Origin of the sequence: Pelosinus fermentans JBW45, from assembly GCF_000271665.2 — a bacterium.
Classification (GTDB): Bacteria; Bacillota; Negativicutes; order DSM-13327; family DSM-13327; genus Pelosinus; species Pelosinus baikalensis.
Genome location: NZ_CP010978.1, coordinates 4,228,116 through 4,250,027, shown reverse-complemented (window position 1 = coordinate 4,250,027; position 21,912 = coordinate 4,228,116). Strand labels below are relative to the sequence as shown.

Below are 21,912 nucleotides of genomic sequence, written 5' to 3'. Positions count from 1 at the left end.
ATTAGGACTCACCTGCAAACAATGAAACAAGGAGGTGTATAACATGCTTGATGTAGTTGTACCGGTATATAACGAGGGGGCAAATATCGAAAATTTGCTTAACCAGATAGAGAGCAGTGTCAAGACAGAAAAGCGGCTTACGATTATCTATGACTGCGAGGATGACAACACCTTACCTGTTGTGAACGAGGTACGTTTCAAGTACAACTTTCCAATTTTTCTAAAAAAGAATATCTATGGCCGCGGTGCGCTCAATGCTATAAAAACAGGTTTACATACCTTTGAAAGCAAAGTAGTGTTAGTTTTAATGGCCGATTTATCAGATAGTCTGGAAGTAGTGGATGTAATGTACGATAAAATTGTAAAAGAGGGCAATCATCTCGTTTGCGGTTCACGGTATATGGAAGGCGGGAAACAATATGGAGGACCGTTCATTAAAAAGACGTTGTCCCGCCTTGCCGGTGTAAGTCTTCACTGGGCAGTAGGGATTCCTACCCACGATATATCCAACAGCTTTAAAATGTATCATAAGGCTGTCATTGAATCGATTCAAATTGAGAGTACCGGTGGCTTTGAAATCGGCATGGAAATTACGGTCAAAGCATATTTGAATGGCTATCGAATCACTGAGGTTCCTTCTTCCTGGTATGACCGGACAGCAGGGGAATCACGTTTTCAATTGTTCAGATGGCTGCCATTCTACTTGAAATGGTATTTATTTGCGTTGCGTAAAACTTGGTTTAGTCTGAATTATGTAAAGCTTAAGCAGGATAGCAAAAAAAATGTTATCTCGAAATAGTGGACTACTAAATCAGTTTTTACGCTATTTCTGTGTTGGCGGTATTTCTGCGCTGGTAGACTGGGGCTTATTTTACGTTCTACACCTAATGGTCGGGCTTCATTATATTGCTGCGGCTTCCGGCAGCTTTGTAGTATCAGTTATCGTCAATTTTTTCTTGGGAAGAGAGTTTGTCTTTAAAAATAAGTGTAAGTTCAATGCCAACATTGAGGCATTAAGTATAGTAGCCATGAATACGACCGGATTGCTGTTTGACTTATTGATTATGTCCTTAGCTATTAAATTGGTGCATGTACATCCGGTGGCAGCCAAGATTGGAGCTACAGGCCTCGTGTTTATCTGGAATTTTTCAGTACGAAGATGGTGGCTGTACCGGCAGACTTTTTAATATCATCTAGTGATCAACATAAGTGGGCACTTCATAAAACGCGAATATTTTTAGTAAGACATTAAAAACAGGGTTTAAATACTTTTCAGTGCAATGTGGTATTGGAGCTAATGGCCGATTTATTTGACGCTTACGTTGTTTCTGCACTAAATTAGTTAATTTTTCAAAATGAGGGAGATGGTATCATTGAGTTATAATAAATTTCGCATCTGGGCCGGAAGAATAATGGGGCTAATATTTCTACTATTTATTCAAGAGAACCTCAACTTTTATGCTTTATTAGTTGTTGTGATTGGCATAGTTATCAGAATATGGGCTACAGGATATATCCATAAAAATAAAGAGGTAACTACAGCAGGACCATATAAGTTTTTACGTCACCCATTGTATTTAGGAAATTTTATCAAAGGATTAGGCGTTGCACTTTTTGTAAATGCTTATCCATTGGTTGTGTTATATATTCCTGTATTCTTCTGCACCTATTATAAGAAGATGAAACTTGAAGAAAGGTATTTGATGGATAAATTTGGGCAAAAATATGAAAATTACCAAAATAATACACCTTTATTTATTCCCACTTTTAAAAATTTGTTCAAAAAAGATGGTGCCAAATTCAGTTGGAAAAATGTTATTCTAAATAGAGAGCATCTAAATTTTTTAGGTGTTGTGATAGTAATTATTTTCTTTATCATTTATCAGAACAATTTAGAGTTAATCAGAGCCGCATAATTGCATGTAATTATGCGTTATAATTCCATTATGAATCGTTAGTTTGGATCCTTCACGATTTTTCCTGTAGTAAGACATTAAAGGACATTATTATTTTTCGAAATACAGGGGAATATGCAGTCTAAGTGTAGTACCTTCACCTGGTGTACTGATCAAGTCTATAATACTATTGTGCTGCTCAGCAATATATTGTGCAATCGATAGACCGAGGCCGGTTCCACCTGTAAGCTTTGAACGAGATGTATCAACCCGGTAAAAACGGTCAAAAATCTTGGATTGGTGTTCTTGTGATATACCAATTCCAGTATCTTGAATCGTAATAGCTAAGTAAGTGCTGGTTCGGTGTGAGGAGATCGAAATGGTTCCGCCGATAGGCGTATATTTGATACTATTTTCGATAAAAATTCGTAACATTTGCTTGATGGAGGCAGAATCAGCATAAATAACAGCAGTATCATTTTTAATTAAAAGTATACAGTGGTTTGGGGCGATAAGGCGAGTTTCCTGTACGATTTCTTTAATTAGCTCCTTTATATCGAGGTTAGACTTCTCCAGAACCTGTTTACTTTGGTCGGCTCGTGCCAAAAAAAGTAACTTCTCAATGAGTTCATGCATATTGGCTGCTTCCGATTTTATTGCGCTGATTCCTTCCTCTAAGACAACAGGGTCTTGTTTACCCCAACGGTCCAGCATATTTGTATAGCCGCTGATAACCGCGATGGGAGTACGCAGTTCATGTGAAGCATCAGCAGCAAATCTCTGCTGCTGTTCAAAGCCCATCTGAAGCCGATCTAACATATGATTGAATGTTTTTGCCAATTTGTGCAGTTCATTATTGTTATCACTGATAGGAATGCGCTTACCTAGGTCGTTAATCTCGATAGCTTTAGCAATTTCCGTTATATCGCTAATGGGTCGCAAAATATTGCGGATGATAAATAGACCTAACATGATGAGAATCAATAGTCCGAGGAAACTGCTTGCTTTCATGATATATGATAAATTCTCTAGAAAGTCATCATTTTCTGCGATTATTTTCAGAAAGTGCAATTGATATGAATGTCCATTTAGTTGTACCGATTGCTTTAGGGAATAAAAATGAGTATGGTTCACCTCGAAGTCTGGCAACGCTTTTTCACTAAGTAAAGCATTCTCAAAAAGATGAATGCCTTCCTGATTTTTCATCTGAAGTTGGAGAGCGCTAAGTTTGTAGGGAGAATTGTCTAGTAGCAAGGTGCTTTGGTCGTCAAAGACCCTGAGGATAACATTGGGTACGAGAATATTTTCATTTAACATATGTTCATCCAAGGAATGACCCTCTGCTATATAACTCCTTACGTTATTGGCACTTATAGCCAGATCGTCTCGTGCTTGAGAATACAAGATATATTGTACCCGCCAGACTGAAATTAAACTGATGATGAATAGAATGCACAATGAAATTGCGATATAGAGTATTGATAATTTAATCGAACTGGGTAAAGCAATACTCTTAATCTTTGACCACATAGCCTACTCCTCTGACCGTATGGATGTATTTTTCTTCGAACTGTTCGTCTAGTTTGCTGCGTAAATAGCGAACATAGACATCTACTACATTTGTATTTCCTGTATATTCATACCCCCAGACCTCTTGTAGAATGTGTTCGCGTTCCAACACGATGTGCTTATTGCGGACCAGATATTCGAGGAGTCCATATTCTTTTTTTGTCAATTCCACGGGCTGTCCACCGACCTGTGCTTCGTAACGGTTTGGAAATAGGACAAGATTTTTTACTATTAATTTTCCTTCGTCGGCTATTTGACGCTTGTTCACATTTTTACGAAGTGTTGCTCGGATTCGGGCCAGAAGTTCTTGAATGGCGAATGGTTTGGTTAGATAGTCATCGGCGCCAATATCTAACCCCGCTACTGTATCTTCGATTGTACTTTTGGCAGTTATCATAATGATAGGGATTTCCGATATATCTCGAACCCGACGGCAGATTTCGATACCGGTCATCTCCGGAAGCATGATGTCTAATAAGATGAGATCAAAGGTTTCTTGGATAATTCGGTCTAGAGCTCGGCGACCGTTGGTTTCAATGATTGTTGTAAAGCCTTCGTGTTCCAGTTCCATTTGCAGGAAACGGGCGATTTTCCACTCATCTTCCACAATTAATATAGTTGTATTTTTCGTCGACATGAAAACGACCCCTCCTTAAATAATACTTCTTAATTATATAAGAACATTTTTTTGTACAGATAGGAAGAGCAAATAACTTTTTTTAATCTAATTCTAATCTTTGTCCAATGAGAATGTAATGAGATCAAAATGAGATGGGAAGAAGTCGTAGTGGATATTTTTTTTCGATCCTTCGCTTATAATAACATTGATCCTTTCTGCTGTAGATAAGAAAGTCACTGTGTCGAAGGACCTGTCCCCTTGACCTGTCCCCTTGACCTGTCCCCTTGACATTCTGATAACAGCGAAGAAACTCCTGTAAGGATTCTAGCGCGAATCCGTGCAGGAGTTTAACAGTATTATAACTGCATAAATATTTAACGAGGAATACAAGCTGCAAATATTTATGCTTCATCAGTATGTATATGCATATAATGCTGACCCCATTTTTCCATGTGTTCTAAAACGGGAATGAAGCTTTTACCTGTAGGAGTTAGGCTGTATTCTACTTTTGGCGGCATTTCATTATACACTTGACGGTTTACCAAATGATCTCGCTCAAGATCCTTAAGATGTTGTGTGAGCATTTTTTGTGTCAATAGAGAATCATCAAATGCATTTTTTAGTTCACCAAAACGCATTACATTATTTTGTGCTAAGAACCAAATAATGGACAGTTTCCATTTACCAGATATAAGACGTTGGGTTAATAATATTGGACAATCTTTTTCCCATTCTTTCATAAAAAGAATACCTTCCTTAAGTAATTGTAATTACAATAAATAATTGATAGTTACTTAAAGTATACCATACCACAAAAAGGTACATATTTCTAGATAGTCCACTAGATAGTATACTTAACGCGGGGGTGTTAATATGAATCAAATAAGTTTGGGGAAATCTTCATTGAAAGTCTCTCAGATAGGTCTTGGCTGTATTAATTTTGGGACTAAAGTTCATGAGGAACAAGCATTTGAGCTAATGAATACATATGTTAGATGCGGTGGTAATTTCTTTGATACAGCTAATAACTATGCTGTTTGGAATGGTGGGGATGGTAGTGAAAGTGAAAAGACTATAGGACGGTGGTTAAAAAAAGAAGGTAACAGAGGCAATATAATACTTGCGACCAAACTCGGTGCAAAGCCAGGCAATATGAATGTTAATGATTTTACAAATATGCAAGGATTAGGTAGAAAAGTAATCCTAAAGAGTGTACAGGAATCCATAGAAAACTTGCAATCAGACTATTTAGACTTACTATATCTTCATGTGGATGATTTTAAAACGCCTCAGGCAGAAACTATGGCTACTTTATCAGAGTTGGTAGACAAAGGATTGATTAGAGCAATTGGCTGCAGCAATTTTTATACATGGCGTATAGAAAGCGCTAGAAAAATTTGTGAAAAATACAATTATCATTTTTTTAATGCAATTCAACAGCGATATAGTTATCTAACTCCAACCATTGATACGGATTTTTATCCTCAAGTTGCAGTGGATCAAGGATTGCAGAAATACATCGAGTATTATAGAGACTTGACATTGGTTGCATATTCGCCTCTGCTTAAGGGGCAATATAATCAGCAGCAGATATTGCATGAGGGTTACGATACATTGTTTAATCAAAGAAAATTAAAGAAACTGTTAGAAGAAGAAAAGAGTCCTAATCAATGGGTTCTAAAATATATCATGCAGCAATTCGGTGGTAGTGTTGCACTGCTTACTACATCTTCAATAGAACATTTAATGGAAACTATGAATTGTTCTATCTAACATAGCAGCTACCCTTAGGTTACCCTCTTCGCCACCATGTAAATCCAGATTTTATGAAGTCACGAATTTCGTGGCTTTTTTGCTTTATGTGGTTTTAGAAGGTTTGGGATAGCTTCACTAGCTAAAGCCCGAATTGTCGTAATAATAGAGATAAATGGATGGTAAAACGAGTTGTTTCAAGATAAAGGAAAGAAGTCTTAGGGTAAAAATTCAATTGACATTATAATGCTTTAAACACTATAATGTGATTAACACATATGTATTGATTTTAAATAAAGGGGATTTTTATGAATAAATTAAATTATGGCCGTCATTTGCCGGCATTTATATTATTATTTTTAGCTAAAGAGAGTACACATGGTTCTATGTTGCTTAGCAAAATGAATGAGTCCATGCCATATATTAAAGCAGATGGGCCTGCTATTTACCGCGCACTTTCTGAATTGGAAAAATCAGATGCTGTTGAAGCTTGCTGGGATACAGCAAATCCAGGAGCTGCAAGAAAGTGTTATACCATAACAGAACAAGGACGTAGGCTGCTTAAAGAATTTAAAGATGATATCGAGGAAAGAAAAAGAAATCTTGAATACTTTCTATCCGAGTTTGATCGATTAGATTTTTAGGAATAGGGGTGTGAAATGGTATCAAGTGTTTTATATGCAGTTGCCGGAATTCTATTACTAGTTTCATTTATTAAGGACAAGAACAAAACTAAAAAAAGCATCAAAGTTGCGTGGATGTCATTTGAGAAATTGGTTCCCATTGTGCTTGCAATGATGCTTTTTATAGGAATCACCTTGGCTGTTCTTAACCAAAGTGTAATTACAACTCTGATCGGATCAGAGTCTGGTGTGTTAGGTGCAATTATAGCATTAATAATTGGGTCTATTGTATCACTTCCAAGTTTCGTGGCATTTCCTCTAGGAGGGACGTTGCTTAAAGCCGGGGCTGGCTATATGCAAGTTGCTGCATTGGTTTCAACAATCATGGCCGTTGGTATTGTCTCTTTTCCAGCAGAGATAAAATATTTTAATAAAGATATCGCTGTAAAACGAATTGTTTTATCATTTATGATTTGTATAGTATTTACTGCTGTAATAGGGATGGTGATGTAAAATGAAACTATTGAAAGCATATAAATGGGCACTACTATTTCTTTTAATACAAATAACAATCTTTTTTATAAATAATAAAGTTGGTAAAAATGCATTTGATATTACACTATCCAATTTGAAGGAAATGCTTTTATTAATTCCTCCGATCTTTATTATTATGGGCCTGATGGATATCTGGGTTCCAAAGGAAACCTTGATAAGATATATGGGCCATGGATCAGGGGCAACTGGACTTCTCATAGGTTTCGTACTTGGAACGATAGCGGCAGGACCATTATATATAGCATTTCCAATGGGGGTTCTTCTCCTGAAAAAAGGAGCGAAGTTGTCCAATGTAATATTTTTTCTAGGCGTATGGTCAAGCACAAAACTTCCTATAGTAGTATTTGAAGCAGCTTCATTAGGAGTAAGCTTCACATTGATTCATATAGCAATCAGTATACCTTTATATCTTCTCATGGCATTTTATATTGAGAAATCAGTCTCTAAAGAATCTATATCCTTAATTGTTGCTAATGCAGATTAAGTGAAAATATAAGTTGATTCGATGTTTTGTTCAAACATTCTATTGTAAATTTTTATTGCTTTCTTTGAGATATTTTTGTTTGAAGTAACGTCCGCGAATTTCTAGAATATCACAGGTACCATCATCAACAATACGAACATAACCTTGTCCAATAAATTTTAACTCGTTTTCTTTGCCAGGTGCTTGCACTTCTTCCCACCTAAACCTTCGTTCTTCGTTTGTACCTGGGTTTTCGACAAAAATTTCTGCATCCAGATCTGGTTTCTCGTCACCTCTACAAGGCGCAAAACTCTCTTTGAGTTTGTTGATGAAAACCTCACAATATTGATCGGGAATATCTAATGCACCTTCTTCATCACCGATGACATCATCAATGATGAGAAAAAGAGCATTACCAAAAATAATTTGATCTTGATCAGGTTCAGGGAAACGACGATTTGCAGTCAGTTGTAGAGGAATTGCCATATCGTTTATAAAAATATGTAAGGATAGACCTTCACCGACTTCGAACAAGCGAGAACTAATGAAATTTCCCCCTAATACAATGGCCATTTCTTCAAGTTGTTTATCAATCGCCGTTGATAGTTTATAGACAGCAGGATCTTTACCTACTTCCATAATGATTGCATTTAATGTTGTCATAGTTTGCTCCTCATATCATTTCGATTTTGTTTATTTGCAAAGAAGAAGTTTTTCAAATGAAAAGATGTAGTGTGTTTTTTGCAAGTTATGATTTGATTGCCCAACGCAATTTAGCAGAACGGGCACGACTATTGATATGGCATTCTTCTGCTGATGCCCGAATAGGATCGGGTGCTATTTCACGATAAATGCCTTCACGAAAAAATTGTCTAAAAGATTTTTTTACGCGACGATCTTCTCCTGAATGAAAGGAAAGTATAGCAACGCGTCCACCGGTCGCCATGACATCAGGAAGTTTTTCTAGGAATTCGTCTAACACATCAAACTCCTTATTGACATCAATTCGCAATGTTTGAAAGGTTCGTTGACAAGATTTTTTAATATCATCTTTGGTGACTTTTTGAACAAATTTAAGAGCATCTGTAATGATATTTCGAAGCTCAGTTGTTGTCGATATAACAGTTCCTTTTTTAATGTTGGAAGTAATAGCACGAGCGATTACTTCGGCATGAGGCTCGTCAGCATTTTCTATCAGCATATCTTGTAATTCATCTAGAGATATTTTCTTTAAAAGACTTGCTGCGGAGTAACCTGCTTTCGGATTAAGTCTTAAGTCCAATGGCCCTTCATACTTAAACGAAAACCCTCTTTCAGGATTGTCTATTTGCATAGAGGAAATACCCAAGTCTGCCAATACAAAATTAAATAGCCCTGATTCGGGAATGATTTGATCTATTTTGGAAAAGTTCATTTGCTTGATCTCTAAAATTTCGGAGCCATAACCCAAACGCTCTAAACGATCTTTGGTGCGCGGTAATTCAAGGGGATCTACATCAGTAGCGTACAAGCGCCCCTTTGAATGTAAACATTTAAGCATCTCTAAGGTATGTCCGCCATAACCTAGTGTTGCATCTAATCCAGTTTGTCCTGGGGTAATTTGCAGGAAATCCAATATTTCTTTAACGCAGATTGAAATATGCATACCGGCAGGAGTATTGCCCTTCTGAATAATCTTTGCCACATCATCAGCATATTGCTCTGGCTGCAGTTCCTTATATTTTTCTTTAAAATTCTTAGGGTGAGTGCCTTTATAGCGAACACGTCGCTGATGTTTGGGCTCTTGCTCGTCCAAGGTGTGATCTGGGGCCATTCTATTCCCTCATTTTTATCAAATATTTTTGTACTTTTGTTACAAATTATATGATAGCAGGTACAATTTAGTAAAGCAACATTAACAGTTGGCAAAGCAAGGGCGATTGCGTTGAGCTAGAGACAAGGTTATGCCAGTAACAGTAGAATAGATAAATGAGTACCGCCCCTATCCTCAGAGTGTTGAGGGTAGGGGCGGGTTTGTTGTTGGGGGTTAGGGTTTTTGCTCTTTTTAGAAAAGATGTTTTTTGCTGTATGAGGGGGAAGGGTCAATGTTATTAACGCTTCGCCGTGATACTTAACCTCCGCTTATAATAACATTGACCCTTTCTGCTTTTAGGTAAACTCTAAGGATTGTCACATATGGTAGTCTAAGCTTATCAATTATTCTAGAAAATGAATGATAAATCCCAAAGAGTTGACTCTTTCTCTTCGAACCAAACTCTCAGAAAAATGTTATGCTTATGAGAGAAATTAAAAAGCTGTCTAAAGGTTAGTAATAATTTATGAGTATATTCACTATGAAGTTGTCAAAAAGGAACGTCCCTGGCGTCCCTCCATCCTATGTCGAAATAACTGTCCTCCTTAACGAGACTAATCGGGGGAAACCATATCATTTTATAGTAGCCAAAGAGGTCCTGCCAAATTTTTATAGGGACTTGGCAGGACCTTTATATTTTTTATGGAATTTTATAACTTATAGTTTAATACTGTAGAGTTGACCCGCGGAACCCTCCATGAGTTTTCACTTAGTTGACAATTCGCCTAGAATAAAAAAAATATCGCAATAAATTATAGTGCGATAATAATCTTTTTGCTCGGATTTGAGTAAGAGATAGACCAGTAATGGGAAACCTTCAAAGTGGGCGTTGATAAAAAAGCTTAATAGTAAGGGATGGATAATATGTGTGGATTTTGGCATTTTGGGGTATTATTAACATTAGAAGATATGATGAATTCTGAGAGGAAGGTTCTGAGATGAGTAACTTTATGAAGTATATTGAGCAAGTCCAGCAACATGGTAATGCAGATTATGAATCATTTCTAAATAGCGATGATATAGCAATATTATTACAATGGTTTGGGGGGGATGATATTAATTGTAATGAAAATAATACCCAAAGTGCATTGGGTTTACTTCTATGGTTTTATGAACATGATAGCTTGGACTTGTATCCAGTTGAAAGCTTTAGAACAAATATGAATAAACTCGTAGAAAAGTATAACTTTTCGGAGCAGAAGCTTTTTCAAATGTTTATTGATGCAAAAAAGCTACTATAAAATTGATGCAAAAGGAGGCTTGTATCAATTTTATGATCAAATCAACGATATCAGAGACAGTACATGGGTGTAGTTTTTGCATGGAATTTAATCAGATGTATAAGGAAAGCTTTTTTTACAAAAATATTGCCTGTCTATACAAACTGCAAGAACGGGTGCTATTTTCAACGAAATATTGGGTGGTAGTACCGTCAGTCGGTTCATTTGTACCAGGATATTTATTGATTATCACTAAAAAACACTATTTTTCAGTGTTAGATTGCCCAGAAGACTATTTTGAGGAATTAGAGAAGATAATATCTTTTTTAGGTAGTCTAATAGAAAAGGTTTACAATAAGAAAACTATTTTATTTGAACACGGTGCCGTAAATGATAGGCTTAAGGGCGGATGTTGCGTAGACCATACACATATTCATGTTGTGCCCTTTGATGGCGAACTTTTGAATAATGATTACATTAAAGTACTAAGCCGTAAGAAATTCGAAAGATTTACGACTCTTCAGGATGAATATCAAAATAAAAAAGATTATTTATTTTATCAAAATAATTTTGGAGAAAGATTTATATTTGAAAATGATGTTATAGTATCTCAATTCTTTAGGCAAATATTATGTCAAGAGCTTGGAATTATGAATAAATGGGACTGGAGAAAAAATTATGGAGTAGATATTATTATCAATACTATAAATAGCATAACAAGCTATAAGAAGCAAAATCAACTTATAACAAACCTTTAGGAGAGTAAATTATGGATAAGAAATATCGCGTGGAAGAAGACTTTGATACTATAATTTCAAAGTGTCAAAGTATCTTTTACAATAAAATGAAAGATTATGGAGCAACGTGGATCTTATTTAGATGGCCTTCGTTAGTAGATCAATTATGGATTAAAATTAAGAGAATTAGAACGTTGGAACAAAATGGAGACAAATGTTTGATTCCGGAAGGGAGAGATGTTGAATATATCGGAATCATAAATTATTGTTTAATTGGTCTTATTAAGTTTTATCATAGTGACATTATTCCTACATCTGATAATGCTATTAATAATATCAGTATATTAAAAACAATAGACATTAATATAGTAATGGAAAAATACTCTGATAGCTCAGGTCGTATCAAGGAGTTAATGTTAAATAAAAATCATGATTATGGTGAAGCCTGGAGGGATATGTCATTAATATCAATTACGGATCAGATAATTATTAAAATACTAAGAGTAAAAAATATTATTGACAACGATAGGCGATTAATTGTATCTGAGGACATAGATGCCCAATTAAGTGATATTATAAATTATTGTATCTTTGCATTAATAAAATTAGAATCAATTGATTATAACTCAAAATAATCTATCATAGATATATTTTGCGGATTGTGGGGGAAGATGGACGCATCACGAAATGAATTAAAGCAAATAAGGTCTCTATCTTTGAGCTATATAATTCAAAGATTTCGATCGGATCCTCAGCTAGATACTGATGGTTGGCATCAATATCTTGACGAGAACGTGAATGTTGGAATAGTTGCTACCTCTCAGGGGTTATTACTTGCAAAAAAATTTAAAATCATAGATGAAAATAAAATCAAAATTGAAAAAGCATTAAATACGGTGTTAAAGATCCAAAGAGACGATGGTGGCTGGGCGTACAAAACAAACTTGAATGATCGATCATCTAGTGAGCCAACATCATGGGCATTAATTTGTTTATGTGAATTTTACGGGCTAGAATTAATAGACAAAAAGGATGCAATTGTTGAGAGCGTTTACAAGGGCATAACTTGGTTACTAGACAATTTAGCGAATAATGCGTGGGGAATGACTAAAGATGACAATCAAAGAATTTATACGTCAGCTTTAGTTTTAGATTGTTTAAGAAAAATTATAGAAAAAATTCCGGTAAATGGTATGCAAAAACAAAGCATTGAAGAATGTATTGAGAATGCTTCTAATTGGATAATTAGTATCCAAAATAGTGATGGCGGATGGGGAGAATATAAAGGCAAGCAATCAACTTGTTTCCATACTGCATGTGTTTTGGATACTGTCTTTACATTTAAAAAAGAATTACTTAGAAGCAAAAAAAAGGCGATTGATTTCTTGTGTAGTAATTTTAATGAGGCTTTTTTTTGGCACCAAAATCAAAATTCTGGATTACTTGAAATTATTAGTATTGATCTTAAACGCGTGCACCATTATCATCTTACTAATGTACGCGTCATAAAAAGCCTGCTGAGTGTGGATGCTGATATTGATAAGCTTATAAATAATGTGATTAGTTCACTTATAAGTGAAGGTCAAGAAAAAGACGGTATTTGGCATCACCCGCAATTAGGTGACAAAATTACAATGTGGGCAATTTATGATGTGCTAATGTGCCTAGATTTATGGTATGAGAAGGGAAGATCTGATAAAACTGAAAATCCTTCTAATGGAGAAAAGTTAGCTATGCTTACCACTGGCAAAGAGGAAAAAACTGAGGTGGATAGTGGGAAAATTATACTTATTGCTGATTCTTGGGGAACGAAACTAGGTGGTATTAATTCTTTCAATTACGACTTTTGCAGAGCATTAGGCTTGGTGAGCACCCCTAGAATAGTATGCGTGGTAAAAGAGGCTACACCACTTGATATAGCCGAAGCTAATCAAAGCAAAGTAACACTAATCCCTTTAGACATAGGATCTGAACAGATTGATGCTTCAAGATCGTACGAAATTATTGATAAAGTAAAAAAAATAGATAAAGGCAGTATCCTGTGGTGGGTAGGGCACGATACTATAACTGGTGAAGTAGCACTTAAATGTCGTGAGCAGTTAAAAGAAGGTAAATGTGCAATTATTCATCATATGAGTTACCCTTCATACTATCCTATAAAATATAGTAAGGGAATTTCCTCTGCTGCAAAAGAAGATGTACAAAGGAAGGTATTTACTCATGCTGACCGAGTTTTTGCTATAGGTCCTAAGTTAAGGTTGTCAGCTGAAGAACTACGAAGGAAACAAGACATCATTGAAATCATTCCAGGACTAACAGAGGAAATATCTCCATCTTGTAATTCGTCTGGAATATTTTCAGCTATTGTATTTGGAAGGTTAGACTCAAACAATGAAATTATAAAACAAGGTAAGTTGGCGGTCAAGGCGTTCGCACGAGCTTTTAAAAATAATCCTTGTTCATTTGGGAATGAGTTTCCGCGTCTTTATGTCATGGGATTAGAGGCTGGGGATAGCTATGAAGAGAAATGCGATGAACTGAGAATTCTAGCATCTCAAGAGGCTGGAAGGCTAGTAAGTATTATAGCAGTGCCTTATTGTGAAGACCGAAATAAAATTTTTGAAAATCTATCTTTGCGAGATGTATGTATCATGCCATCATGGCATGAAGGATTTGGGCTTGTTGGCATGGAAGCGATCGCTGGTGAAGTACCAATAATTATTTCAAAGAATAGCGGGTTATACGAAATGATAAAAGATAAATGTGGTTCTCCAGGTCTTGGATGTATTAAGGCAATCGAGATTAAAGGTAGTTTTGGTGACGAGGCCTTTTCGGAAGATGATTTAGAGCAGTTAACTACGGCACTATTGGAAATTGCTAGTGATAAGGCAAGAGTTAAGTCTGGTGCGAAATCTTTGAAGAATATGCTTTTATCTAAAAATTGTACATGGGAAAATGCGGCGCAAACTTTTTTAAGTAAACTCGATTTGGAGGTCGCTCGTGTTATCTAAATTTAAAGCCTGCCTTTTCAAGGCTAGTGTTCGTATTTCGGCTTTGAAATTTCATTATAAGAATCATAGTATTGATAAGTTGAAATTATATCTTTTTCTATTTTTTTGCATATCAATAATTTTTGATGTTAATATTGAGCGTTGTCAAAATGTGATTGATAATTTACGTGAAAAAATCACTATTACAGAGATTGCTATTGCAAAGGATGATATCTATATTAAAATCAACCAGTTTATTCCTGGTGAATCTCAATTACCTGTTGCTACTGAAGTCTTAAAGAATGAACTCGAGAAATTTAAACACGATCTTGAAATGTTTAATTTTGAACAATCTCGTTTAAAGTTTGGTAAAATTCTTGCAACTGTTGATATTGGCATTTTAACTTTAACTGAGTTTGTAGTTCCTAAAGATTTTCTAATTGAAAACATTCTTGTTATTCAATCTTTTGGGATAGGTGGATTAGTGCTTGCTTGTATTTTAGGATTTGGATCATAAATACATCATCTGTTTTTTAAAGAACTTAGAATATTTATTGTAGCTCTTATGGGATATGTAGTGATGCAGTCTGTTCTAAAACTGTCTAATTGTGTTCCTATTATTGTAAGAAGAAAGCAACTCCAATTGGGGCTGCTTTCTGTGACTGGTGTTAATGTTGGTAACCCCAAAAAATTGGCGTAGTCAGTAACTGTGAATAAGAGAAAGATGAACCGAAATAGTGTTTTGCTAAAAGTTAGGATTTAGAGGAGGTGAAGAGGGGGACTATTTCTCGCACTATAACATTTTATATGTTCTTGCCTTTGTTTATTTCGATAATAGTATCAATAATCTTCCGATGATCTTCAGGAAGTTTTTTTTATATCTCGGGCTAGTTCAACAAGAACTAGATCTTCTTGAGATAAATTCGCTTTTGGTGAGGTGGAGGTTGGATGGTTTCGCGACCCAAGAGATAATCTATTGAAACGTTAAAAAAGTCAGCTATGCGCTTAAGGTAGCGTGATCCGGTTCTGTTCGACCTGTTTCCCAATGTCCATATGTTTGTTGTGCTATACCAATTTTTTTGCAAGAGCATCTTGTGATAATTCACGCAAATACGTAGTTGTTTTAATTTTTATGGAAAAATAAGTAAGGTGACGGTGCTCTGATTCATTCCTTATTTAAAAATGAATGTAAGGGGGACGGATGCGGTGTATGGCAATATGGAAGTTGATGAAAGAAATTTCAAGGCAAAACCACCGTCCTCGCGTCATTATAAAGAGAAAATCCGCTTATGAAGACAAAGGGGACGTTTCTTTTTGACAACTTCATAGGAATAGCCTAGAATATCTTCCAGGGACAGGTTGATTGCCTCTGGAAATAGTGAAATACAATGAATAATATATTTGTATAAACCGCGTGAAACAATACAATAGAAGAGTTCTTTTTTAACACACAACATAAAAAGCCAATTCCTTTATAGTAAGGGAATTGGCTTTTGGATTTTAACTATTAATCCTGTCTTGTGCGGGGGCAGGTCAACTTTAAGCCTATATTTTGGTAGATTTGATTGTTAGGATAAAGAGCCACTATTTTCGCTTCGGGTCATCGGATTGTCCAACGAGATAGTCAATAGATACGTCAAAATGATCAGCGATAGCCGCTAGTTTTTCAATTGAAGGCAGATTGCTACCACTCGCAAATTGGCTGATAGCTGGACGACTTACACCAATCGCATTTCCTAAAGCCTGTTTGGAGGTTTGATTCTTTTTCATAAGTAAATTTAAACGTTCAATAAAAAGTTCTTTTTTAAACATAGAAAAACCTCTTGACCGTAAGTTACACTTACGTTATACTGTTAATATAGTAAGTAATACTTACTATATTAAATAACTCATTAATTGTATATTTGCGGTACAGATATATAACTACATATGTATTTCATTATAACTCATATCCAACTATAGTTCATAGTTGATTTTATAAAATACTCTAAAAAACATATAAAAGTTGGTAAACCATATTTGTATGGCTATATATAGTCTAATCAGATCAATAATATAAATGGCGTATTCGTAAAGCTTGTCAAAACAAGATTCCACGGAGTACATGGCTAAGGACAATCGATTAAGGGCATGGCAGGAGTTCATTTTAAATACGAAGGAGAGGATTATCATGAAAAAAGAAAGCCTTTTTGAAAGTGCAATGGATTCTATGGAGGATATTAGTCTTAACATACCACTACAGCAAATATCAAACGACTATTACTATTCCAATATAGCGGCTAAAGAATATGAAGAAGAACTACGTGCAGCATTGCCCCAAAATTTACATCTCATTTTAAGCAGGCTAGCGGATAAAAACAATGAAAGGGAAGCAGCGAGTATGGCCGTTAGTTATCGGCAAGGATTTTCTGATTCCATACGATTTATCATGCAAGCATTGTCCTGGGAACCATCAAGGCGGTAAGAAATTTTGTGGCGAAGTCTGTAACAGTAGAATCGGTAAATTGGTACCGCCCCCTATCCTCAAAATGTTGAGGGTAGGGGCGGTTTTTTAGGTAAAGTCTAAAGATTGTGACATATGGTAGTCCAAGCTTATTAATTATTCTAGAAAATGAAGGGTGTTTTTTATGAGCGGATCATCAGTTAATTACTTTGCGATGGCTTCCATTCCTCAAAAATGGATATACTATTAATCCCATCATTGTATGGCCGGATGGGATTAACTCTGGCTGGATCATTTTGGGTAATCGTTAGTTTATATACTATACCATCATTTCCTTTTATATCTTGCCGCGTAATTGTTATATAGTCCTTACCTTTATGTAAGTATATAAACATAATTTTATTGCTGTGACTCATCTTTTCCAATGACTGATCGACCCAGTTTTTAGATTGATCTTGTGTCCAGTCGGGAAATAATTCTTGCAGTGTAATATAAAATAAACTCAAATTTTCTTTTGAAAGCAAAGAATTAGTATACAAAACTGCAGATGCTCCCTTTAAGTGTTGCTCATCGTCTCCAAAGACACCAAAATAAGCTTCTTTATCAAGATCTTTGCCTAAAAAGCTACAAGTGGTTGCAGCACTACTATAGGACTCACCATAAATATTAATTCCTTGGCTCTCCTCTATTTTACTTATTTTATAACCTTTGGTTTCAAACAAATTATAATATTCCCTTTGATTAAAAGGCAAATATTTTTTATTAGGCGCGGCAATTGGCTCAATATAATTCTTCGATACATATTCCGCTATTCTGTCAGCCAAGTAGTCAACTATTGATCCCGCAGCAATATCTGCCATGGGCTTGGCGTTAGCATACGTAAAAAGCACTTCGCCACTTTTGCCGTAAGCAGTAGTACTTCGAAGTTGACTCATTTTTCTATCTTTAGTTGTGGCTATTATCATATGCTGTATCAGATAGTTTAAAGGTTCTTGCTGATGAGTATACATATTTAATTGTTGGATATCTTCCTTAATCGTCATTTTTATCCATACATCATAATAAATTGAATTTGTATCATCTTTTGTAACAGCTAGTGTTGCAGAATCTAGATAAAGATTAACTTTTTCCGATGACCCTAACAATACAAGCCGATCCTCTGCATAAACTTGCGATAAATTAATAAATCCAATAATCAGTGTAAAAACCAGTAGGCCAAAAACCTTATTTCTCATTATTAATAACCCCCCGTTTTAATTGTAATCATTTAACAAATTCTACATTAATGCCAAAATACTTCTTTTATAGTGAAAATCACTAATTAGCTGGTCTTTGGTATCTCTATTAGAAAGCGATCTTACTTAGTGTGTCAGTTAGGGATCTTCCTTTAGAATGGTTACTTCTCTAATGTATAGCACCCATCGTAAAAGTGCATACTTTTGTATTGAAAGAATAACATATATAATGAGAGAAACAACCATACTTATAGGACGACGATGTACAATGCCTGTAATTACAATTAAAGGATCTAAAGTAAGGTTTTATGCAGATAATAACTAAGAGGTGAAAAGTATGAAAAAAAGTTTGGGTGCTAAAACATTGCTCTATCCTGCACCTATTCTAGTCGTATGTACCTATGATAAGGAAGGAAATCCTAATGCGATGACTGCTGCTTGGGGAGGTATTTGCTGCTCAGCTCCCCCTTGTGTTGCCGTTTCACTACGCAAAGCAACGTATTCGTATGATAATCTAATTCTCAAAAAGGCATTCACAATTAATATTCCTTCAGAAAACTATGCAAAAGAAGCTGATTACTTTGGCATAGCCTCCAGACATAAGGAAGATAAATTTGCTAAGACTGGCCTTACAGCGGTAAAAAGTGATATTGTTGATGCTCCTTACATCAGGGAATTTCCAATTAATTTGGAGTGTAAAGTTATCCAGGTTATTGAGCTTGGCCTGCATACCCAGTTTATAGGTGAAGTGATGGATGTCAAAATGGATGAGAGTATACAAGAAAAAGGCGGTCAGCCGGTTATTGAACAAATAAAACCTTTAATTTTTGCTGCTGACAGTGGCCATTACTATGGTGTAGGAAAACAAGTCGCTCAGGCCTTTTCTATTGGAAAAGACTATTGAAAAGGAAAAATAGAAAAGTGGTTTATTAATAGAATAAGAACAATAAGGTATTATCCCCTTTAGGTTGACCGTGTAAAAAAGGCCATTGATAGAATGGACTTACACTAACAATCTGGAGGGGATTTTTTGTGGATAAAAAAGAATAAAAGTTCAAACGTTATGATGGCAGAGAGTTAGAAACTGGTATTGATTTACGTATGCGGCAAGAATGAAGATGTGCTATTATTATTACAGTATGAGAGGGGTTTTAGTGATATGCAATCCGTCTGCCCCAGATACGGCTGATGGTGCAGCTCCTGAAGAAAAGTTATGCTCATTATCGAGAAAATATAAAAATAGACTCACTTTATCTGTAAGGAGGGGTTGTAGTGGCAACGCACAGTGAAATCATGAAGCAAGTGTGTACTCATCTGTATGGATTAGTAGTAGTGGATCATAAAGCACGAATCGTTTTTGTAGAAGAAAATTATGCGAAGCTAAAAGGCTGGAAAATGGAGGATATTATAGGGCGATACATCAAGGATGTAGTGGCAACAAGTCGGCTTCCCGCAGTTCTCGAAACAGGGAAACCCATTTTAGGTGAAATATTCTACAGTGAAGGTAAACCTTTGATTTGCAATCGAGTTCCTTTGGTTAAGGACGGTGTCATTATCGGTGCCATGTCCTTCTCAGTTTTTGAAGGGGTCGACAAACTGATCTATTCTGTAGAAGAATTGCGTGGTGAACTGGACTATTACAAAGAGAAACTGAAAAACAATTCTGGAGTAAAGTATTCTTTAGAAAACATTATCGGTTCTAGCGATGCTGTTGTTGCATTGCGGGCAATAATAGTAAGAGCTGCATGTGCTAACTCCACGGTATTGATTCAGGGCGAAACGGGTACGGGCAAGGAGTTAGTCGCTCACGCTTTGCATCAGGAAAGTCGGCGATCGCATCATCCTTTCGTTAAGCTCAATTGTGCAGCCATTCCTAATGAACTTATTGAATCGGAGTTGTTTGGTTACGATGAGGGGGCCTTTACTGGAGCGCGCCGGGCGGGGAAAAAGGGCAAATTTGAGATAGCGGAGAAAGGTACATTATTCTTGGATGAAGTCAGCCAATTGTCGTTGGCCGCCCAGGCCAAATTGCTTCGTGCATTACAAGAAAAGGAAATCGAGCGAGTTGGGGGAACGGCTCCCATATCCGTTAACATCAGAATTGTGGCAGCTACTAATGATGATTTGGAAGACCTGGTCAAGCAGGGGACTTTTCGATCGGATTTATATTATCGATTGAATGTCATTCCTATTAAGATTGCGCCGCTTCGAGAGCGAAAAACAGATATACCGCTGCTCATAGAAAATTTCATAGAGCGATATGGAGAACAGGCGGGGTTAGGAAAAGTGGCTATTGCTCCTGAGGCCGTGAAAATTTTAATGGCGTATGAATGGCCAGGAAATATTCGAGAACTAGAACATGCTATCGAAAGGGCGATGAATCACTGCAATTCTAGTTTTCTTGAGCCGATTCATTTTCAATGGTTACTACCTAAGATCCAGAAACAAGGGAAGTTCACTGCTGGTCGAGGAATTCAGGAGGCGAAAGCGGCTATCGAAAAAGAGGTTATTTTAAACGCGCTGCAATCGACGCAGGGGAATAAAAAAAAGGCTGCGGAACTACTGGGTATTGCTCGTCCATTGCTTTACCAAAAAATCCGTCGTCTCGGCATTCAGTAAGGGAATCCTATATCATATTAAAAAGCACAGAAAACGGGGTAAATCGATACTTACCCCGTTTTCTGTGCTTTCTATTTTTTGTGTCAAATGTAAGTAAAGAATGACAGTGTAAGTTTACGATTACACACAGTCCTCTATCCTCTGGGCAATAGATTATTGTAACAATATTCATTGATTTCAGAATAATTGTGTAATTACATACTGACACTTGGGTATTTAAAATGAAAGGCGAAAGTTTAGCAAAATCCATTGATTTGCGCCAAAGAGCACGATGTCTGCGTTGTTTTTAACGTTGGCATGCTGATTGCATATATAGCAAGGTAGTTCTGATAAAAGAAATATAGCGAACGTGAATTAGTATATCTAAATCAGAAACAGACTTTATATCAAGGAGGAGTTTACATGGCAAAGCAAAGCAAAATCATTATAACCGCAGCAGTTACAGGAGCAACCCATACCCCAAGTTTAAGTCCTTATTTTCCTTTTACACCAGAACAAATCATAAAGGATGCGGTAGAGGCTCATAAGGCTGGAGCTGCAGTCGTTCATGTTCATGCTAGAGATCCAAAGGATGGTAGTCCAACCCCTGATATAAATATTATGAGGGAAATCGTTACTTCCATCAAACAGCAGTGTAATGCAGTCGTTTGTATTACCACTGGCGGAGCAGTTTGGATGTCTTCAGAACAACGTCTCGCTGCTGCAGTGGAGTTGAAACCGGAGTTAGCTTCCTGTAACGCAGGATCGGTAAACTTTGTGTTTGCTGATCTCGCGGCAAAGATAAAAAACCCAAAATTCGACTGGGAAATTCCTTACCTCAAGCGCACGAATGAACTGGTGTTTACCAACACTTTCACAGGATTGGAGTATTATCTGAACACCATGAATGAACACGGAATGCGCCCTGAGTTTGAGGTATACGACGTAGGAATGATTAATAACATTGCCTACTTTAAGGAAAAAGGGCTGCTTACGGGACCAGTGTATCTACAATTTGTAATGGGGATCTTAGGCGGAATTCCTGCGACTGTGGATAATCTCGTCTATTTGGCTAAAACAGCTCGTGAACAAATCGGAGACTTTGTTTGGTCCTGCGCGGCAGCGGGGAAGGCTCAATTTCCAATAGTTACTGCTGCTTTGACAATGGGGGGTAACGCACGGGTTGGATTGGAAGATAATATTTATTTAAAACCAGGAGTTTTGGCGAAATCCAGTGCTGAACAAGTAATTCAGATTAAAGAAATCGCAGAAAGGCTCGGATTGGAAATTGCCAATTCTGATGAGGCTCGACAAATCCTGAATCTCAAGGGGATAGAGAACGTTAATTATTAATTAAAAAC

The 21,912-nt window shown here is 36.4% G+C and carries 24 protein-coding genes; 16 read left to right on the top strand and 8 right to left on the bottom strand.

Annotated features, from left to right (window positions below; translation table 11 throughout):
* Positions 1 to 43: 43 nt before the first annotated feature.
* The 3 genes from JBW_RS18800 (at position 44) to JBW_RS23860 (ending at position 1,916) form a co-directional block, all read left to right on the top strand.
* Positions 44 to 799, top strand: a complete 756-nt coding sequence (locus tag JBW_RS18800) for a glycosyltransferase family 2 protein (protein WP_007954150.1) — start codon at positions 44 to 46, stop codon at positions 797 to 799.
* Positions 783 to 1,187 (top strand): GtrA family protein, encoded by a 405-nt coding sequence (locus JBW_RS18795; RefSeq protein WP_007954151.1) that lies wholly within the window; start codon positions 783 to 785, stop codon positions 1,185 to 1,187. Before JBW_RS18800 ends, JBW_RS18795 begins: the two co-directional genes overlap by 17 nt.
* Before the next feature lie 186 nt (positions 1,188 to 1,373).
* A complete protein-coding gene (locus tag JBW_RS23860; protein ID WP_007954152.1) occupies positions 1,374 to 1,916 on the top strand; it encodes a methyltransferase family protein in 543 nt (180 codons plus the stop codon).
* Between the two features lie 90 nt (positions 1,917 to 2,006).
* Here JBW_RS23860 and JBW_RS18785 read toward each other — a convergent pair whose 3' ends face one another.
* The 3 genes from JBW_RS18785 to JBW_RS18775 form a co-directional block, all read right to left on the bottom strand.
* Positions 2,007 to 3,425 (bottom strand): sensor histidine kinase, encoded by a 1,419-nt coding sequence (locus tag JBW_RS18785; protein WP_007954153.1) that lies wholly within the window; start codon positions 3,423 to 3,425, stop codon positions 2,007 to 2,009.
* A complete protein-coding gene (locus JBW_RS18780) occupies positions 3,409 to 4,101 on the bottom strand; it encodes a response regulator transcription factor (RefSeq protein ID WP_007954154.1) in 693 nt (230 codons plus the stop codon). The genes JBW_RS18785 and JBW_RS18780 overlap by 17 nt, the downstream gene beginning before the upstream one ends.
* 383 nt (positions 4,102 to 4,484) lie before the next feature.
* Complete coding sequence (locus JBW_RS18775) at positions 4,485 to 4,823, bottom strand: winged helix-turn-helix transcriptional regulator (protein ID WP_007954155.1); 339 nt, start codon at positions 4,821 to 4,823, stop codon at positions 4,485 to 4,487.
* Positions 4,824 to 4,956: 133 nt separating this feature from the next.
* Between JBW_RS18775 and JBW_RS18770 the strand changes: the two genes are divergently transcribed.
* The 4 genes from JBW_RS18770 (at position 4,957) to JBW_RS18755 (ending at position 7,497) form a co-directional block, all read left to right on the top strand.
* The gene (locus tag JBW_RS18770; protein WP_007954156.1) at positions 4,957 to 5,856 is read left to right on the top strand and encodes an aldo/keto reductase; all 900 of its coding nucleotides are present in this window, start codon (positions 4,957 to 4,959) and stop codon (positions 5,854 to 5,856) included.
* A gap of 287 nt (positions 5,857 to 6,143) precedes the next feature.
* Positions 6,144 to 6,479 carry a PadR family transcriptional regulator gene (locus tag JBW_RS18765; protein WP_007954157.1) on the top strand — a complete coding sequence of 112 codons (336 nt, stop codon included), beginning with the start codon at positions 6,144 to 6,146 and terminating at the stop codon, positions 6,477 to 6,479.
* 15 nt (positions 6,480 to 6,494) lie between these two features.
* Positions 6,495 to 6,971 (top strand): hypothetical protein, encoded by a 477-nt coding sequence (locus tag JBW_RS18760; RefSeq protein WP_007954158.1) that lies wholly within the window; start codon positions 6,495 to 6,497, stop codon positions 6,969 to 6,971.
* 1 nt (position 6,972) lies between these two features.
* Entirely contained in the window at positions 6,973 to 7,497 is a 525-nt protein-coding gene (locus tag JBW_RS18755; RefSeq protein ID WP_007954160.1) for a permease, read from the top strand.
* Positions 7,498 to 7,536: 39 nt separating this feature from the next.
* On the opposite strand, the gene JBW_RS18750 is transcribed toward JBW_RS18755, so the two are convergent.
* Together JBW_RS18750 and rsmH are read right to left on the bottom strand one after the other, a co-directional pair.
* Positions 7,537 to 8,139, bottom strand: a complete 603-nt coding sequence (locus JBW_RS18750; protein ID WP_007954163.1) for a hypothetical protein — start codon at positions 8,137 to 8,139, stop codon at positions 7,537 to 7,539.
* Between the two features lie 85 nt (positions 8,140 to 8,224).
* Positions 8,225 to 9,289, bottom strand: coding sequence for a 16S rRNA (cytosine(1402)-N(4))-methyltransferase RsmH (rsmH, locus tag JBW_RS18745; protein ID WP_007954169.1), 1,065 nt, complete (start codon positions 9,287 to 9,289; stop codon positions 8,225 to 8,227).
* A gap of 977 nt (positions 9,290 to 10,266) precedes the next feature.
* On the opposite strand from rsmH, the gene JBW_RS18740 reads away from it, so the two are divergent.
* Genes JBW_RS18740 through JBW_RS18720 form a run of 5 tightly spaced genes read left to right on the top strand, consistent with a single transcriptional unit; the run spans position 10,267 to position 14,792 of the window.
* Positions 10,267 to 10,569 (top strand): hypothetical protein, encoded by a 303-nt coding sequence (locus JBW_RS18740; RefSeq protein WP_007954171.1) that lies wholly within the window; start codon positions 10,267 to 10,269, stop codon positions 10,567 to 10,569.
* Positions 10,570 to 10,601: 32 nt separating this feature from the next.
* A complete protein-coding gene (locus JBW_RS18735; RefSeq protein ID WP_007954173.1) occupies positions 10,602 to 11,306 on the top strand; it encodes an HIT family protein in 705 nt (234 codons plus the stop codon).
* Between the two features lie 11 nt (positions 11,307 to 11,317).
* A complete protein-coding gene (locus JBW_RS18730) occupies positions 11,318 to 11,920 on the top strand; it encodes a DUF1599 domain-containing protein (protein WP_007954180.1) in 603 nt (200 codons plus the stop codon).
* Between the two features lie 36 nt (positions 11,921 to 11,956).
* Positions 11,957 to 14,296 (top strand): prenyltransferase/squalene oxidase repeat-containing protein, encoded by a 2,340-nt coding sequence (locus tag JBW_RS18725; RefSeq protein WP_007954182.1) that lies wholly within the window; start codon positions 11,957 to 11,959, stop codon positions 14,294 to 14,296.
* Complete coding sequence (locus JBW_RS18720; RefSeq protein WP_007954183.1) at positions 14,286 to 14,792, top strand: hypothetical protein; 507 nt, start codon at positions 14,286 to 14,288, stop codon at positions 14,790 to 14,792. The genes JBW_RS18725 and JBW_RS18720 overlap by 11 nt, the downstream gene beginning before the upstream one ends.
* Positions 14,793 to 15,272: 480 nt before the next feature.
* Here the strand turns inward: JBW_RS18720 and JBW_RS26245 are convergent, their stop codons facing one another.
* Positions 15,273 to 15,350 (bottom strand): hypothetical protein, encoded by a 78-nt coding sequence (locus JBW_RS26245; protein WP_419177843.1) that lies wholly within the window; start codon positions 15,348 to 15,350, stop codon positions 15,273 to 15,275.
* 509 nt (positions 15,351 to 15,859) lie between these two features.
* Positions 15,860 to 16,087, bottom strand: a complete 228-nt coding sequence (locus tag JBW_RS18715) for a helix-turn-helix domain-containing protein (RefSeq protein ID WP_007937554.1) — start codon at positions 16,085 to 16,087, stop codon at positions 15,860 to 15,862.
* Between the two features lie 358 nt (positions 16,088 to 16,445).
* Between JBW_RS18715 and JBW_RS18710 the strand changes: the two genes are divergently transcribed.
* The gene (locus JBW_RS18710; protein WP_007954185.1) at positions 16,446 to 16,739 is read left to right on the top strand and encodes a hypothetical protein; all 294 of its coding nucleotides are present in this window, start codon (positions 16,446 to 16,448) and stop codon (positions 16,737 to 16,739) included.
* A gap of 179 nt (positions 16,740 to 16,918) precedes the next feature.
* On the opposite strand, the gene JBW_RS18705 is transcribed toward JBW_RS18710, so the two are convergent.
* Positions 16,919 to 17,953, bottom strand: coding sequence for a hypothetical protein (locus JBW_RS18705; RefSeq protein WP_007954186.1), 1,035 nt, complete (start codon positions 17,951 to 17,953; stop codon positions 16,919 to 16,921).
* A gap of 337 nt (positions 17,954 to 18,290) precedes the next feature.
* On the opposite strand from JBW_RS18705, the gene JBW_RS18700 reads away from it, so the two are divergent.
* The 3 genes from JBW_RS18700 to JBW_RS18690 all read left to right on the top strand — a co-directional run bounded on the left by JBW_RS18700 (position 18,291) and on the right by JBW_RS18690 (position 21,904).
* Complete coding sequence (locus JBW_RS18700) at positions 18,291 to 18,857, top strand: flavin reductase family protein (protein ID WP_007954188.1); 567 nt, start codon at positions 18,291 to 18,293, stop codon at positions 18,855 to 18,857.
* A 368-nt stretch (positions 18,858 to 19,225) separates the two neighbouring features.
* Positions 19,226 to 20,572, top strand: coding sequence for a sigma-54 interaction domain-containing protein (locus JBW_RS18695; protein ID WP_007954190.1), 1,347 nt, complete (start codon positions 19,226 to 19,228; stop codon positions 20,570 to 20,572).
* A gap of 402 nt (positions 20,573 to 20,974) precedes the next feature.
* A complete protein-coding gene (locus JBW_RS18690; RefSeq protein ID WP_007954192.1) occupies positions 20,975 to 21,904 on the top strand; it encodes a 3-keto-5-aminohexanoate cleavage protein in 930 nt (309 codons plus the stop codon).
* The last annotated feature ends 8 nt before the right edge of the window (positions 21,905 to 21,912 follow it).